This is a genomic window from Deminuibacter soli (assembly GCF_003412455.1).
GTDB lineage: Bacteria > Bacteroidota > Bacteroidia > Chitinophagales > Chitinophagaceae > Deminuibacter > Deminuibacter soli.
Window position 1 is genome coordinate 858,484 of record NZ_QTJU01000002.1, and the last position, 14,927, is coordinate 873,410.

General features: G+C 47.0%; 16 protein-coding genes. 8 read left to right on the forward strand and 8 right to left on the reverse strand.

All coding sequences use genetic code 11. The annotated features are described in order from the left end of the window. Nucleotides 1-118: 118 nt before the first annotated feature. A complete protein-coding gene (locus DXN05_RS10170; RefSeq protein ID WP_116847093.1) occupies nt 119-640 on the reverse strand; it encodes a hypothetical protein in 522 nt (173 codons plus the stop codon). A 1,030-nt stretch (nt 641-1,670) separates the two neighbouring features. Further along, nucleotides 1,671-1,931, reverse strand: coding sequence for a hypothetical protein (locus DXN05_RS10175; protein ID WP_116847094.1), 261 nt, complete (start codon nt 1,929-1,931; stop codon nt 1,671-1,673). A 73-nt stretch (nt 1,932-2,004) separates the two neighbouring features. On the opposite strand from DXN05_RS10175, the gene DXN05_RS10180 reads away from it, so the two are divergent. Continuing rightward, nucleotides 2,005-2,715 carry a hypothetical protein gene (locus DXN05_RS10180; protein WP_116847095.1) on the forward strand — a complete coding sequence of 237 codons (711 nt, stop codon included), beginning with the start codon at nt 2,005-2,007 and terminating at the stop codon, nt 2,713-2,715. A 116-nt stretch (nt 2,716-2,831) separates the two neighbouring features. Here the strand turns inward: DXN05_RS10180 and DXN05_RS10185 are convergent, their stop codons facing one another. The 4 genes from DXN05_RS10185 to DXN05_RS10200 are packed head-to-tail and all read right to left on the reverse strand — an operon-like array spanning nt 2,832 to nt 4,209. Then, nucleotides 2,832-3,425: a hypothetical protein gene (locus DXN05_RS10185; protein WP_147313883.1), complete on the reverse strand. Its 594-nt coding sequence runs from the start codon at nt 3,423-3,425 to the stop codon at nt 2,832-2,834. A 42-nt stretch (nt 3,426-3,467) separates the two neighbouring features. Further along, the gene (locus DXN05_RS10190; protein WP_116847097.1) at nt 3,468-3,707 is read right to left on the reverse strand and encodes a helix-turn-helix domain-containing protein; all 240 of its coding nucleotides are present in this window, start codon (nt 3,705-3,707) and stop codon (nt 3,468-3,470) included. A 32-nt stretch (nt 3,708-3,739) separates the two neighbouring features. Further along, a complete protein-coding gene (locus DXN05_RS10195) occupies nt 3,740-3,961 on the reverse strand; it encodes a helix-turn-helix transcriptional regulator (protein ID WP_116847098.1) in 222 nt (73 codons plus the stop codon). 32 nt (nt 3,962-3,993) lie between these two features. Further along, complete coding sequence (locus tag DXN05_RS10200; RefSeq protein ID WP_116847099.1) at nt 3,994-4,209, reverse strand: helix-turn-helix transcriptional regulator; 216 nt, start codon at nt 4,207-4,209, stop codon at nt 3,994-3,996. 418 nt (nt 4,210-4,627) lie between these two features. Between DXN05_RS10200 and DXN05_RS10205 the strand changes: the two genes are divergently transcribed. Both DXN05_RS10205 and DXN05_RS10210 read left to right on the forward strand, forming a co-directional pair. Further along, on the forward strand, nt 4,628-5,482 hold the full coding sequence (locus DXN05_RS10205; protein WP_116847100.1) for a HEPN domain-containing protein: 855 nt from the start codon (nt 4,628-4,630) through the stop codon (nt 5,480-5,482). Between the two features lie 152 nt (nt 5,483-5,634). Then, nucleotides 5,635-6,114: a JAB domain-containing protein gene (locus DXN05_RS10210; protein ID WP_116847101.1), complete on the forward strand. Its 480-nt coding sequence runs from the start codon at nt 5,635-5,637 to the stop codon at nt 6,112-6,114. An 89-nt stretch (nt 6,115-6,203) separates the two neighbouring features. On the opposite strand, the gene DXN05_RS10215 is transcribed toward DXN05_RS10210, so the two are convergent. Together DXN05_RS10215 and DXN05_RS10220 are read right to left on the reverse strand one after the other, a co-directional pair. Next, nucleotides 6,204-7,349 (reverse strand): Gfo/Idh/MocA family protein, encoded by a 1,146-nt coding sequence (locus DXN05_RS10215; RefSeq protein WP_116847102.1) that lies wholly within the window; start codon nt 7,347-7,349, stop codon nt 6,204-6,206. 305 nt (nt 7,350-7,654) lie between these two features. After that, complete coding sequence (locus DXN05_RS10220; RefSeq protein ID WP_116847103.1) at nt 7,655-8,401, reverse strand: class I SAM-dependent methyltransferase; 747 nt, start codon at nt 8,399-8,401, stop codon at nt 7,655-7,657. Between the two features lie 229 nt (nt 8,402-8,630). Between DXN05_RS10220 and glmM the strand changes: the two genes are divergently transcribed. The 5 genes from glmM to DXN05_RS24475 all read left to right on the forward strand — a co-directional run. Beyond that, complete coding sequence (glmM, locus tag DXN05_RS10225; RefSeq protein ID WP_116847104.1) at nt 8,631-10,013, forward strand: phosphoglucosamine mutase; 1,383 nt, start codon at nt 8,631-8,633, stop codon at nt 10,011-10,013. 594 nt (nt 10,014-10,607) lie between these two features. Then, nucleotides 10,608-11,735 carry a cysteine desulfurase family protein gene (locus tag DXN05_RS10230; protein WP_116847105.1) on the forward strand — a complete coding sequence of 376 codons (1,128 nt, stop codon included), beginning with the start codon at nt 10,608-10,610 and terminating at the stop codon, nt 11,733-11,735. Nucleotides 11,736-11,769: 34 nt separating this feature from the next. Continuing rightward, nucleotides 11,770-12,447, forward strand: coding sequence for a 2-C-methyl-D-erythritol 4-phosphate cytidylyltransferase (locus DXN05_RS10235; RefSeq protein WP_116847106.1), 678 nt, complete (start codon nt 11,770-11,772; stop codon nt 12,445-12,447). Between the two features lie 288 nt (nt 12,448-12,735). Then, on the forward strand, nt 12,736-14,463 hold the full coding sequence (locus tag DXN05_RS10240; RefSeq protein ID WP_116847107.1) for a serine hydrolase domain-containing protein: 1,728 nt from the start codon (nt 12,736-12,738) through the stop codon (nt 14,461-14,463). Between the two features lie 73 nt (nt 14,464-14,536). Then, on the forward strand, nt 14,537-14,927 hold a 391-nt coding region (locus DXN05_RS24475), incomplete at its 3' end, for a transposase (protein WP_147313884.1).

Sequence of the window (14,927 nt, forward strand, 5' to 3'; positions counted from 1 at the left end):
AAGCTGCTGAATGGCCTACATTCAGCAGCTTAATATCTTTGTTTTAATCTTCGTTTGTCAGATCAAATACTATCTAATACACATTATTCCATTCATCGACTATTATATTATAAGAAATCTAAGCAGGATTTTTATGAAGATAAACTAATACGCTATTCTCTTTTTTTAAAACTCCCTCGTGAAGTTTTTCAATGTAAGCGGTTATCGAATCGTAATTTGTTTCCAAAATTTTATCATAATCGAACTTTACATTGTTTGACAATAGTACAGCATTTGAAATAATTTTGGCATTTGAAATTATTCTTTCATAATCCAACTCTACAATATTTGTAAGCCCATGCCTTACGCGTTCAAAATACATATGTGTGGTATACAATATCCGAATTGCTGGATGCGGATGATCGCCTTTTTCATAATAAACATCTGTTGGTGTGTTCGCTCTTAAACTCAAGCGATAAAATAATGTAATTATTGATGATAATCCAATAGAAAACAAATCCTCCAGAATCTCTTTCTTTTTTGCCACATCTTCAAAGTCTGTCCATTCATTAAATATGTACCAGGATGCAACGTTAGCTCCTTCGCAATCGGCGTCGTATTCGTATATATGCGAATCCTCATCATAATCATCATTGATCAAATCGGCATATTCTTTAGTTTTTGTCGCCTTTTCAAAAAAAGAATTCTGAGCTAAATGGCAACGCTCGTGATTAAAAATAAATAGAACTGCATATTGTGTTAATTTGTTTATAATTAAAAAGTTGGTTTGGGCTAATGTATTTGATAAAAAAGATAAATCTTCTTTAAATTTAACCAGATCTAATTTTTGATAAAAATCAGATAGGAAAATTATCAGGCCCTTATTAAGTGCAAGAATTGAATATTTGTTAGGTCTCTATAAGCGCATGCATTGATGTCTTCATCATTAGTGTAGATAAAACGCGCAGGTTGTATTGGAAACCGATTTGACCAATTAACCAGAAAATTTTGGCCATAATCAAATAGACTTTGCATAAACTGTTCGTGTGGTGATCCGTAAAAATCCTACACATCCTCTGCCTTCAAATAACAAGCATTGATTAGTTCTTGTGCTACATCTTTATAAGTAAAGGCCATAGTTTTTCTTAAACATACGGTATATTTATTTTTTTTGCAAGGTTGAGTAACGATAGTCTTAATACATTTTTATTTTGCATCTTTTGTGCTTATTGCAAATTCAATCATGCTTTTCCGGCGTCGCAGTGGGTGACTGATTCTTAAATTAGCTTAAGTGAGCGGTTTGTAATCTGGTGTAGGATAGCTGTAAATATTCCCAGTAGTCCATAAGCATCTGCTACCATGCCCAATCCTCCATTCATTTTCATTCAACTGCCCTCAACCTATTGCAAATTCTCCCCATACATTATACTTTCGTCAGCCTCTGGAGCGCATCAAAATCTTATATCTGGTTGTAAAGCCACAAACACCAAACGCCGGTAACGGCACTAGTTACTTCACTTATTTAAACTTGCTTGCCTATGCAGTAAAGCGTAATTGTTTGCGCCATTGCGCGCGCTATCAATCAAATGGTTATTGCTGTTTTTCAATCACTTATATTGCTTAGCCCGTACGTAGGGGGGCTGTAGGGCAACCTGCGCAAATAGTTGCGGTGCCAACGCAGGTACGGCAGGTTACCACGCAAAGTGCGCAGGTACCTGCCGGGGTTTGGTAGCCACCTGCGTGGTATGCGCAGGGGCCTGCGGCAGTTGCGTAGACACCTGCCGTGTTTGCGCAGCAGCCTGCGCAATGTTGGTACACATCTGCCATAAACGGGCAGGTACCGTAGGCATTGCGGCAGGTACCTGCGCAACATATTGCCACACCTGCCCAAAGTTTTGCGGCGCCGCAAAAGGGTAGGGAGTAAGCCATTGTACAAACAGCAATACCTGCACATTATTAAAGTAAACCTATTCACTATTTAAACGCCTGAACGACAATGCCGGGCGTTTGCAAAACACCTTTCTTATGCCAAATGATTATTTTATGCCCCGCACCGAAGCCGATAAAGACAGCTGGCTTAAAAACTTTGCGGCCAAGCTGCCGGCCTATGCAGCCAAATATGGTATAACTGCCGATGAGGTTACCGATATGCAAAACAGCAGCGCTTATTACAGCTATTGGCTTACCTATCACCAGCAGTTTAGCGAGTTTACCAAAAAGCTTACCCAGTACAAGGCCGAGCTGCGCGAGGGCGGTGCCAATAACGATGTTGCCATAATGCCTGCACCGCCTACCATAGCGGCTGCACCTACTGCGGTAACACCCGGTATATTTAAATGCGCCGCCGCACTGGTGGCCGGTATAAAAGCTAAAACAATCTACAGCGCCAGCGACGGCACCGATTTAGGTATTGAAGGCAGCGGCGCAGTAGAAAGCCTTAGCCGCAAACAGGTAGAAAGCAAGCCCACCATTACACTACGCCTGATAGCAGGCGGCGCACCCGAAATTGTATGGCGCAAAGGCGGTATGGATGGTATTGATATTTATGTTGACCGGGGCACCGGCCAATGGCAATACCTGGCTACCGATACACACCCCAACTATACTGATACCGCCCCACTGCCCGCCGCAGGCCAAAGTGCTTTATGGAAGTACAGGTGTATATATCGCGATCACGATGCCCAGGTTGGCCAGTGGAGCGATGTTGCAAGCATTACCGTATCAAGCGCCATATAAGCGCCTGTTTAAAATACTGGTTACGCCAGTTTGATGTGTTTTTATAACGATGCCTTTATACGAAAAAAGCCCTGCACTCTTGCAGGGCTTTACTGTTGTTATAGTGTTTTAAGCAATCAGGTGTTTTTATTTACATGATCAAGCGCCATCTTGAATTTTGCAGCAAAGCCATCATCCACACCATATTCGCTGAATTTTTTATTTGCCCAATCAAACACGGGAATGGCTGTACCGGTTGCTTCATGAACAATAATAGAATTGAAATAGGGGTGGGAGTAAAGCCAGCCAAAGCCGCCCTGCTGGCAAAACAAATGGCCCAGCATTGCCCCAAACTCACAAACGGTTATCAGATAATCGTTTGAAAAATCACCGGGGTCGCTTTGTTTAATAATTGTTGAAATCTGTTTCCTGGTATAAAAGGTGTCTACCGCATGCAGCAGCTCAAGCGTTATACTGGCCGATTGGTATATTGATTGGTAGTCGCCCAGGGCTGCATCAATCATTGTTTGAATCTGGTCTTTGTTGCTTGCTAAAAGGTCGTCGGGTAGATGTTGTATACTATCTAAGCGCAGTGGCGTGCCTGTAAATCCACTAACTACAAATAAATCAGGGCGTGGCATTTGAGGGGCATTATCGCTCTCGTACCAAGGCGTGATAAACTTTTTGAATAAGACATTACAATCCGGCAGCTTTCGTTGAAACAGGAACATTGTGTGAATTTATTTTAGGGTAAAGATTGATAAAGAAGTTGATTATTTGGCAGGCGCAAACAACTCATAGATTTCAATGTCGAAGCCGGTAGCTATTTTCACAATGGTATTGAACTCTATATTCGTTAATCCGTTCTCAATTTTACTTAAATCTCCATTATCAATACCAATAGCTACCTCCAAATCGACAAGTGTCAATTTTCGCTCTTTTCTTAACACCCGCATGCGTTTTCCAAATGCAAGCAATTCTGTAGTCAGCCTTTCAGTTTCAAGGTGTTTCATTTGTTAGCTATCTAAAAATCAAAGTAGGGAAATCATTTGTGTAAAGTGGATTCCACCAGCTCCCTGAGATCCATTTTAAAGAGAATCGAAATTTTATAGAGCGTTTCCAATGGAGGCTGGTGCGTATTGGTCACCCATTTTGAAACAGTCCCTTCAGTTACGCCCAGTTGGTCAGCCAGCCAACGGTTTGTTTTGTCCTTTTCCGCAAGAACTATCCGAAGCCTGTTCAAATTTATCTTGCTTTTCTTTTCCATCAGTTTCGCATGTAGTTCAGACGTATAATCACCTATTTTTTACGAATCGTCGGCTCGAACAGATCGCGTATATCTACTTTAAGTAAGTCGGCAATTTCAACAAATACCTCAACCCTTGGCTGTTGCAAATTATTCACCCAGCGGGAAACGGTCACCTCGCCAACTCCCAATTTCTCTGCAAGCCACTTATTCGTTCTATTTTGTTCAGCCAGAACTACCCTTATCCTGTTTATGTTTCGGTTCTCCATTTTGCAGAAATTGAACGCATTAGAACCGAAATATATATCGAATCATTATCAAATTAAATTTTACACTTTTCTGTATAATTTATTATCGTTAAAAGATATTTTATTATCTTAGTGTAAAGATTCGAAAATGAAGCTTTTTTGTAACGATAGCTAGTTGCTGATACGAATAAGGCAACCACATTTATTTAAAGCGCATTTGCTTTACACTCGCCTCTGAAAACTACGACCTTTCAATGGCGGCGAAGAATAAGGTAAATCGCTCACGTTTGCTTTTATTTGCATAAAAGATAGGCGTGGGCGTTCTTATTGCCGCCGGGGTGTCGTAGCCCTTCAGAGCGTAGGAACTAACCCACGCTTTTTTGTGCGTGGTTGGTTCACTCAAATAGTTTCTGTTTTTTCTTACCATCAAAACTGCTATATGAAAACATCCACCACCCAACCTGCCAATACACAGGCATTGTACCAACAGCTAACACAAACCATTACCACCATTGTTCCCTGTTACAAAATATATTTAATAGGCATTTCCGGCGCCCAGTGTTATGCCTATAACCCCTTTGTTTTGGTTGATGGCTACCTGCACGATGAGCCGGTGTATCACCTGGCCGTTGTTATAAAACAAAACACCAAACAAGCTCTGAACGAAGTGCAGGATGCCATTGAAAACCGCTGTAAAAAACTGGCCGATGTGAATGCCCTTGTACTAACGCAAGAAGCTTACCACGCACAACAACAAAACGCACACCCCTTTGCCACTACACTTAACGAGAAAGCAGAGTTGTTGTATAATGATGATGACGATAGGCCATGTATAACAATGGCCGAACATGCAATTGATGCGCCCGGCCCCACTTATGCCGATAGGCAAATACTTGTTACCGGTTTTATACAAGGTGCATTGTTTTACCAGCAGCGCCAAAGCTGCCAAATGGCCGCCTTTCTGTTGCACCAGGCTGCAGAGCAATTGTACATTGGCCTGTACCAGCAGGTTACCGGTTACCAGCTGCATACGCATAACCTGGATAAGTTAAGGCGCTATACCCGCTGCCTTAGCCCGCTGCTGCACACCATATTTCCCGTAAACACCACGGCCGAAGCTCACTTGTTTACCCTGCTGCAGCGTGCTTATGTAGATGGGCGCTACAACCCCCGTTTTGCCGTTACCCCTGCCGAGCTTGGTACGCTGCTTACCCGCCTGTTGCTGTTGCAGCAATTGGTTAACAGTATTTGCAGCAAACTGCCGCAGCCCGCTGCCATGGCAGTAGCCTGCTAGCAGCTGCATTACATGCAGGCATTAACATTAATAAGTATGCAACTAAAATAATACAGCCGGTACACCTGTTACCGGTTGCGCACACCTGCGTGGGTTAGTTGGCCGTTCCGTTCCCGGAATGGCATTCTTTCTATTTCTTAAAAAACTACGACATGGCTAATAAACGAAACTTATTACGCAACATTAAAAGCGGGTGGTGCGGCCCGCACATTGCCATACGCTACCAGCAACGGCCGTTGTGCCCTGCGTATATTGCAGACCACCCCGCTGCCAGTTACCACATGGCCTTAAGCGTGTGGGATAAAAACCTGATAAACATACAGGAGCAGTTAATGGTGTTTTACCTGAACAATGCCAACCGGGTATTGGGCCATCGCCTGGTAAGCACCGGCAACGCTACGGGCTGCTGTATTGATGTACGGCTTATTTTATCAATTGCCCTGCACAGCTTAGCAACGGCTGTAATTGTGGTACACAACCACCCATCGGGCAAGTTAACACCCAGCCGGGCAGATAAATTACATACCCAACGCCTGCGCGATGCACTGGCGCTTATTGATGTGCATTTGCTGGATCACCTGGTTATTTCTGAACAAGGCTTTTATTCTATGCTACGGGAAGGCGTGTTATAACACTGGCCATAGCGCCTGGCTTACGGCGCGGTTTTCTTTGATTTCCGGGCATGAGCTAAAGCCGCCTGTGTTTACAGGTGGTTTATTGTTTACACCAGCTTTACCACGCCACCCGTTTGCGCGGCTTTGTAGATGGCTTCAATAATGCGTATATCCCGCAGGCCCTCGCTGCCGTTTATGTGTGCAGGCATGGGTTGTTTGTTAATGATGTATTGGGCCATGGCATCCAGCTGGGAGGCCTGCTGGTTAATGGGTGGTATGTTTAAAATGCCGGCGCTGGTTTTGCCTGTAAAGGGGCCGTGGCTTAGCGCGGGGGATAGTTCAAAATAACCATCATCTGCCGAGGCGTACAACTTATCTATATTAAACCCGTAACTGCTGGTGCAATTGGCGGCCGCGCCGCCGGGGAATTGCATTTGCCAGGTAATGCTTTCTTCTACCTGCGTAAACCGCTGTGCATGGTGCACAGGGCCAAACTGTGCGGTTACGGCAACAGGCTCTTCACCCAATACATAACGGGCGGCTTGTACGCAGTACACACCCAAATCCATCAACGGGCCGCCGCCTGCTTTTGTTTTATGCAGCCGCCACTGGGTGTCATCGTTTATATCAACCATATCATTTGCATCAGCAAGGTTATAGGTTTTATAACCCAGCCCTGCTTCCAGGTAACGTACGGGGCCAAATGCTTTTTGCTGGCCCAGGCGCATTATTTCCTGCTGCGTGGGTTCAAAATGCATGCGGTAGCCAACAGCCAGTTGCACACCTGCTTTGTTGCAGGCGGCTATCATGGCTTCACAATCGGCCGCGGTGGTGGCCATGGGCTTTTCGGTAATTACATGCTTGCCTGCCTGTGCTGCACGAATGGTAAAGGGCTTGTGCAAAAAATTGGGCAGCACTATATACACCACGTCAATGTTGGGGTTGTGTGCAATGCCGTCGAAATTGTTGTAGTTGTAAATGTTCTGCGGCGGCAGCTGGTATTGTTGCTGCCAGGCAGCGGCTTTATCTGCGTGCCCGGTAACTACACCGGCCAGCCTGCAGTATTGCGATGCCTGCAACCCTTCTGCCAGCATGCGGGCGTAATTGCCCAGCCCGCAAAGTGCAACGTTTAGTTTGGGCCCGTTGTATGGTGCAGTTGCTGCATGCACAGAAGGCAACAGTAATGGGAGGGATGCGGCAACGCTGCCTGCCCCCAGTTTCTCTAAAAAACCACGGCGGGTTAATGCGCTCATAACAGTATGCGTTTTACTGTTGGTAGCGGAAAGCGGGGATTTATTACAGTGGGGTTTGTAGTTTAACGTTTCATGTTTGAAGTTTAACGTTTGTGTGTTTTAAGCGTGGTGCGTGCGTTCTTTTTTTACCACAAAGGGCACGAAGAGAAAACCCACAAAGATCACAAAGGGCGGCTGTGGGACACAGCCGCAGGCGATGTGCAGCGATCGCTCATTTTGTATTTCATTCACTATTGCCTATTCACTATTCACCGGTTTTGGCTTTCACTCACCACTGACCACTCACTACTCACCTGTGCGCAGCCCTAGCGTGCGCGTTTTCTTGCGATGATGATAAGCCTGGGCGATTTGCGGATATCGAAGGGCCCCAGCTGGTAATCGCCGAACACTTCTTCTACCTGCAGGCCGTGGTAGGCGAACATTTCGGTAAAATCGCCCAGCGTGAATTTGGATACCTTTTCGGTAAACAGGTGTTTTACCTGCGCGCCGTTGTCTTCAATCTGTATCTGCTTAAAGAAATGTGTTTCATCGTGCCAGCGGGATATGTGGAAGATGGTGCCGTTGATTTTTTTGTGTTCAGACCGTACCAGGTTGTCTTCCGCATAATGCACATTCAGGTAATCTATCACAAAGGCGCCGGAAGGGTTAAGGCTTTGCGCAATGGTGCGTATGGCACTATCGTGCTCGCGGCGTGTGCGGAAATAACCGAAGCTGGTGAAAAAGTTAAAGGCGAAATCGAAATAGTTGATCCAGAAGGGGAGGCGCATATCGTGCTGGTAAAAATGCAGGTGCTCATTTTCGAGCGGTTTGGCTTCCAGCACGGAAGATTCTGACAAGTCAATACCCGTTACATCAAATCCCATATCACTCAGCGCTTTGCTGTAACGTCCCTTACCGCAGGCCACATCGAACATGCGGCTGCCGGGCGCTGCATGCAAATGGGTGGTCAGTGCGCTGATGAAGCGGCTGGCCTCCTGCTGGTCTCGTTTGCTGTACAACAGGTGATAATACGGTGAACTGAACCATTCCTTGTACCATGATCTATCAGGCATATGCTCATTGACTTGTAATGCAAATGTATAGTTTGGCTGCTTCTGTTGAGTGAAATGTGCAATGTATATAACAACTTAAATTGTTTTAAGGTTATATATGGCAGAAAAAAATTACGCAAACGTATGCTGAAATATTTAATACAACTGCACTGTAGTGCTTTTCCTGAAATCTAATAACGGTAAATTCTGATTTTTACTTTATGTTTGTCGGCACCAAAATTTGGAGATTATGCCGCTTATTAAAAGCATTTCGGGTATCAGGGGTACTATTGGCGGAAAACCGGGAGACACCTTGAGCCCGCTTGACGTGGTGAAATTTACTGCAGCCTATGGAACCTGGTTGCTGCAACAGCATCCTGCCAGCAAAAAAGTTGTTATTGGTCGTGACGGACGAATCAGCGGTGAACTGATTCAGCGCCTGGTCATCAGCACACTCAATGCATTGGGTATTGATGTAATTGACCTTGACCTGAGCACTACACCCACGGTTGAAATGGCCGTGACTTTTGAAAAAGCTGCCGGTGGCATTATCCTCACCGCCAGCCATAACCCCAAAGAATGGAATGCCCTTAAACTGCTGAACAGCGCAGGTGAATTTATCAGCGCAGCAGATGGCGCCAAAATTCTGGAACTGGCCGCCAATGATGAATACAATTTTGTGCAGGTGGACAGGCTGGGTGGTTATACCCGCAATACAACCGCGCTTGACCAACATATTGAAGCAGTAGTGAACTACCCGCTGGTAGATGTAGCTGCCATTAAAAAAGCCAAATTTAAAATAGTGATCGATGCCATTAACAGCACCGGCGCTATTGCCGTACCCGCATTGCTGAAAGCACTCGGCGTTAAAGATGTGGTGGTACTGAATGGTGAAGTGAACGGCAAATTTGCCCATAACCCAGAACCTTTGCCGCAACACCTGAGCGAGCTGTGCAACGAGGTAAACAAGCAAGGTGCCGACCTGGGTATTGCGGTTGACCCTGATGTGGACCGCCTGTGTTTTGTGTGTGAAGATGGCTCCCTGTTTGGTGAAGAATATACGCTGGTGGCAGTAGCCGATTATGTGCTGCAGCACCGCAAAGGCAATACGGTGAGCAATATGTCATCTACCCGCGCACTGAAAGATGTAACCACCAAACACGGTGGCGAATACACGCCCAGCGCAGTAGGTGAGGTGAATGTGGTAAACAAAATGAAAGCCACCCATGCCGTTATAGGCGGCGAAGGCAATGGCGGTATTATTGTGCCCGATCTGCATTACGGTCGTGATGCGTTGATTGGCATTGCGCTGTTCCTTACTTCACTGGCACAAAGCAAAAAAAGCGTAAAACAACTGCGCGGCAGTTACCCTGATTACTTCATCAGCAAAAACAAAATTGAGCTGGAAGGTGGTTTTGATGTGAAGAAGATATTTGACCAGATTAGCACGAAGTACAAGAACAATCCCATTAATACGGAAGATGGTTTGAAAATAGAATTTGACAGCGATTGGGTGCACCTGCGTACCAGCAATACCGAACCCATCATCCGCATTTATGCAGAAAGCAGTTTTGAAACCACCGCCGAAAACATCGCCCGCAGGCTGATGCAGGATATCCGCGAAAGCATGTAGGTTGGTGTATATCCCGCCTGGCGGGAGCGTGGGGACATCGAGAGTCGAGAATCGACAGTCGAGATTATTGGAGCGAAGGTTTTTCGTGAATCGTCAGTGATCCCCCCCTTGCCCGCGGCTGTGTCCCCACAGCCGCCAGCTCGCGCACCTTTGAATGGTGAGTGATCGAAGCGGATTTTACAGCGGAGGCCACAAAAGGAAAACCCGCAAAGGGCACAGAGAAACGGAGCGAATCTGTTAGGCTTTGTGCCCTTTTTGCATGCCTGTGGCTGTGTCCTCACAGCCACCTTCGCACTCAAACAAGCGGCTGTGGGGACACAGCCGCGGGCGACATAAGGCAGTCACGTTAATCCCCGCTCTCCGAAGGAAACCTTTGTGCCCTTTGCGGTAAAAAAATCCGCTTTAATCTCGCTAAGATGGTCTCGACTGTCGATTCTCGATTCTCGATGCATAAAACGTTCGTTTGTAAGTTTTCGCTAAAAACACTCACCACTCACTACTCACCACTCACCATGTATTATTTGTGTAAAAAATCACTACCTCCCATTCAGATTAAGTATTTTTGCACTCCATTTTAAGAACGCAGCGGAATTTATGAGCAGAATTTATTTAGATAACGCAGCCACCACACCACTGGACCCGGCTGTGCTGGAAGCCATGATGCCTTATTTTACCACCCATTTCGGTAACCCGTCATCCATCTACAGCTATGGCCGCGAAACACGTATGGCCATTGAAAATGCACGTAAAACAGTAGCTAAAATACTTAATGCACACCCTGCTGAAATCTTTTTCACCAGTGGCGGAACAGAAAGCAGCAATACGGCCATCACCGCATCGGTACGTAACCTGGGTTGCAAACACATTATTTCCTCGCCCATTGAGCACCACGCCACCCTGCACACCGTGCAACACCTGCACAAAACAGGCGAAGCGCAACTGAGCTATGTGCAGCTGCTGCCCAACGGACAGGTAGACATTGCCCACCTGGAACAGCTGCTGGCCGGCAGCACCGAAAAATGCCTGGTAACGCTGATGCATGCCAACAACGAAATTGGCAACATGATCGATATCAAGGCCGTAGGTGAGCTCTGCAAAAAATACAACGCCATTTTCCACAGCGATACCGTGCAAACCGTAGGGCATTTCCCCTTCGATCTGCGCAACACCCATGTGCATTTTATCACCGGCGCCGGGCATAAATTTCATGGCCCCAAAGGCGTAGGTATACTGTACGTGAACGAAAATATTAAAATAGAACCTTTTGTACACGGCGGTTCGCAGGAGCGCAACATGCGCGCAGGCACCGAAAACCTGTACGGCATTGTGGGTTTTGCCAAAGCGCTGGAGCTGGCTACTGCCAACTACGAGCAGGACAGCACGTACATTAAGGGACTTAAAAAGTATATGATGGAACAGCTGCTGCAGCAGATTCCCGGCGTGGCCTTTAACGGCGACCAGCTGGGCAATTGCCTGTATGCGGTACTGAGCGTAAACTTTCCCAAAACAGAGAAAAGTGAAATGCTGCTGTTTAACCTCGATATCAACAACATCTGCGCATCGGGCGGCAGCGCCTGTACCAGCGGTGCAGATATCGGCAGTTATGTAATAAGGGCCATTAACCCCAACAGCGACCAGGTAACCATCCGTTTCTCTTTCAGCAAACACAATACCACCGCTGAAATTGACCAGGTAATTGCCAAACTCAAAGAAATTATTTAAAAGCCGCAGTACTACCGGCGGCTAAAAGCATACTATGAAGAAATACGCGGTTATTGTTGCGGGCGGATCGGGGACAAGAATGGCCAGTGCCGTGCCCAAGCAATTTCTGCTGCTGCAGCAACAGCCTGTGTTATGGCATACGCTGCAGGCGTTTCTCGAGGCTTTTGAAGACATCCATATCATCGTGGTATTGCCTGCCATGCACCTTGAAGCAGGGCAGGCAATTGCCCAATCGCTCAGCGACAGCGCACGCATTACACTCACCGAAGGCGGCGCCACGCGTTTTCACTCCGTACAAAAGGGTTTGCAGCTGGTAAAAGAAGAAGCCGTGATTTTTGTGCACGACGGTGTTCGCTGCCTGGTTTCGCCACGGCTTATCCGCCAGTGTTATACCCAGGCGCTGGAGCAGGGAAGCGCCATCCCCGCCGTTGCGGCAACAGACAGTATCCGCATCGTATCCACCAACCAAACTCACCAGGTGGCAGACCGTAACCTGGTACGCATTATCCAAACCCCGCAAACCTTCCATTCCGCCATCCTGTTACCGGCCTTTGAACAAGCCTACTCCGACGCCTTTACCGATGAAGCCACGGTAGTGGAAGCCACCGGCCAAACCGTTTACCTGATAGAAGGCGAATACAACAACATCAAAATCACCCGCCCCGCCGATCTGCTGCTGGCAGAGCAGCTACTTGCAGAGCGCAACCGCTAGGCCGCCCGCCGCCCGCTGCTCAGGTGAATAGTGAATAGTCAATAAAAATATGCCTGTGGCTGTGTCCCCCACAGCCGCTTTCTTCACCCAACAATGAGCGGCTGTGGGGACACAGCCGCCGGCAACGTGAGGGCCTTCGCTAAGATGGTCTCGACTGTCGACTTTCGATTCTCGATTCGCCACTCACGACGAAGCCTCCGCCGAAAATAACCATTCAGCCATCCAACCATCCAGCCATCTTTCCCTATATTTACAACGGAATACATTTCGCCCTTCAAACCCCTTACGATGCAGAATTTTTGCGCTCCCCGGCCTAAGGCTGTATTGTTGCTATTGCTGTTGCTTGGCTGCTTTGCCGCCCAGGCACAGGTTGCCGACCCCAGCACTTATTACCGCCAAACACGCCGCAACAGGCACCAGCCCGACACTACCGCTACGGGATTCAAGAAAAAAGATACGGTTATTCATGTGGTAAACAAAGACACCCTGCCCATTATTGATGATGGCGTTTTCAGCAATGCCTCCCCCGAATCGCAGGGATTTTCCTCTAAAGACCTCGCCGCCGTACTCACCTACATTAAAACCAATAAATTCAATGTACACAGCCTGCTGCTGGTACAAAACAAAACCGTGCTGCTCGATGCCACGTTTTACCCTTACAGGCCCTATTACCAGCACGATGTAAGCGCCTGCGCCCAAACCGTTACGGCCATGCTCATCGGCATTGCCATTGACAAGGGGCTGATTAAAGACGATGAGCAACCGGTAATGAGCTTTTTCCCCGAAGTGAACCAGCACAACCCGCAGCTGGACCAGCTGAAGCTGAAAGACCTGCTGGCTATGCGCGCCGGGCTGGACTGCCAGTACGGTACCGAAGACAAGGTGCTGCATGATATGTTTGTAAAGGCCGACTGGGCCGACTATGTGCTGAACGTGGCCTCTGTTTCAGAACCAGGGGCGCGCTTTGAATATTGCGCCTACAATTACTACCTGCTGGGTGAAATACTGAAACGCGTAACCAAAATGTCGCCCGAGGAATTTGCCAAACAAACCCTGTTCGAAGACCTCAAAATACAATCGTATTACTGGGAGAAAAACGACAAGGGCCTTAACTACGGCTGGGGCGACCTGGCCCTGCAACCCCACGACCTTGCCAAACTGGGCGTGCTGTTGCTGGAAGAAGGCAAGTGTAATGGCAAACAGGTGGTATCCGGCGACTGGATCAAGAAAATGATGACCTCGAACAGTACCCTGCAGGATAAACGCGGTTATGGTTACGGCGTTTGGATAAACAACGAGGAAGAATACAGCTCGGAAGGCAGGGGGCAGCAGCGCCTGTTTATTAACAAGGAGCGGAACATTATTATGGTGGCCACCGGCGGTGGTTTTGAATGGGAGGGCATTGGCAAAAAGATTATCAAGGCCCTGAAATCGGACGATAAAATACCCGAGAACGTAAAAGCCTACGAGCAGCTGCGCAAGCTGGAAAACCACCTGGCACAGGCCGATACACTTATTAAAGGTTCCAGCTCACCCAAAGAACTAAACCTGTACAACAAATACATTACGCTGGAGAAAAACAGTCTGGACATAGAACGCCTGATGATACGCAAAGACAGCACCGACACTGCACTGATGGTAACCCTGAGCTCGCACGATTCGGTGCATTACCCCATGGGCGTAGGCTCGGGCTATAAGTTTTATACCGAACACAAAACGGGCCACCTGTTTGCCAGCCGCGCCTACTGGAAAAACGACAATGTGTTTGAGATAGAATTCAACATGCTGTCTAAAATAAACCGCTGTTACATTGATTTTGCGATGAAAGAGAAAATCATTTCCATCACCGAGCCAACGCATGGCATTGATGAAAAACAAAAGCTGAAGTTTGAAGGCGAAGTAACCGCCGCAGAAGTAAAGGAGGATGACAAGGACAAAAACAAGGAGATCGACAGGATGGATGAAGATCCCAAGGAAAAGCGTAAAGCCAAAGCCAAGTCAGTGAGTGGTGAGTAGGAAAGCCGGTGAATAGTGAATAGTCAAAAATTGTACGAGCCTGAAATAAGTTGACCAAAAAACCAGGTCAAACATGGCAAAAACACATTTAGTAACCCGACGCGTCTTCAGTGAAGAGGTACGTCGCAGTGCCGTAAAGGCAATTGAATCAGGAAAGAGTTCAGTAGCAATCACTTGTCACAATTATGGCATTAGTACCACAACGGTTTATAGGTGGCTAAACAAGTATTCGCGACATTTGCAATCAGGCCAAACTATTGTTATACAAATGAACAGCGAAGCAACAAAGAACCAGGAGCTGCAGAAGCGCATTCATGAACTTGAGGCAGCTCTTGGGCGCAAACAAATGGAAGTGGATTTTCTTACCAAAATGATCGAGATCGGTAAAGACGAGTTCGGTTTTGATTTGAAAAAAAAGCTTTCTACTCCACCCTCCAGTGGTTCAGATCAAACAAAGGGCAGCA

Bases quoted from the DNA above. Each gene is read 5' to 3' on its own strand.
- DXN05_RS10240 (WP_116847107.1), top strand. From the start codon at position 12,736: ATGCAGAATTTTTGCGCTCCCCGGCCTAAGGCTGTATTGTTGCTATTG.
- DXN05_RS10210 (WP_116847101.1), top strand. From the start codon at position 5,635: ATGGCTAATAAACGAAACTTATTACGCAACATTAAAAGCGGGTGGTGC.
- DXN05_RS10200 (WP_116847099.1), bottom strand. From the start codon at position 4,209: ATGGAGAACCGAAACATAAACAGGATAAGGGTAGTTCTGGCTGAACAA.
- DXN05_RS10220 (WP_116847103.1), bottom strand. From the start codon at position 8,401: ATGCCTGATAGATCATGGTACAAGGAATGGTTCAGTTCACCGTATTAT.
- glmM (WP_116847104.1), top strand. From the start codon at position 8,631: ATGCCGCTTATTAAAAGCATTTCGGGTATCAGGGGTACTATTGGCGGA.
- DXN05_RS10230 (WP_116847105.1), top strand. From the start codon at position 10,608: ATGAGCAGAATTTATTTAGATAACGCAGCCACCACACCACTGGACCCG.
- DXN05_RS10235 (WP_116847106.1), top strand. From the start codon at position 11,770: ATGAAGAAATACGCGGTTATTGTTGCGGGCGGATCGGGGACAAGAATG.
- DXN05_RS10185 (WP_147313883.1), bottom strand. From the start codon at position 3,425: ATGTTCCTGTTTCAACGAAAGCTGCCGGATTGTAATGTCTTATTCAAA.
- DXN05_RS10205 (WP_116847100.1), top strand. From the start codon at position 4,628: ATGAAAACATCCACCACCCAACCTGCCAATACACAGGCATTGTACCAA.
- DXN05_RS10195 (WP_116847098.1), bottom strand. From the start codon at position 3,961: ATGGAAAAGAAAAGCAAGATAAATTTGAACAGGCTTCGGATAGTTCTT.
- DXN05_RS10180 (WP_116847095.1), top strand. From the start codon at position 2,005: ATGCCAAATGATTATTTTATGCCCCGCACCGAAGCCGATAAAGACAGC.
- DXN05_RS10190 (WP_116847097.1), bottom strand. From the start codon at position 3,707: ATGAAACACCTTGAAACTGAAAGGCTGACTACAGAATTGCTTGCATTT.
- DXN05_RS10215 (WP_116847102.1), bottom strand. From the start codon at position 7,349: ATGAGCGCATTAACCCGCCGTGGTTTTTTAGAGAAACTGGGGGCAGGC.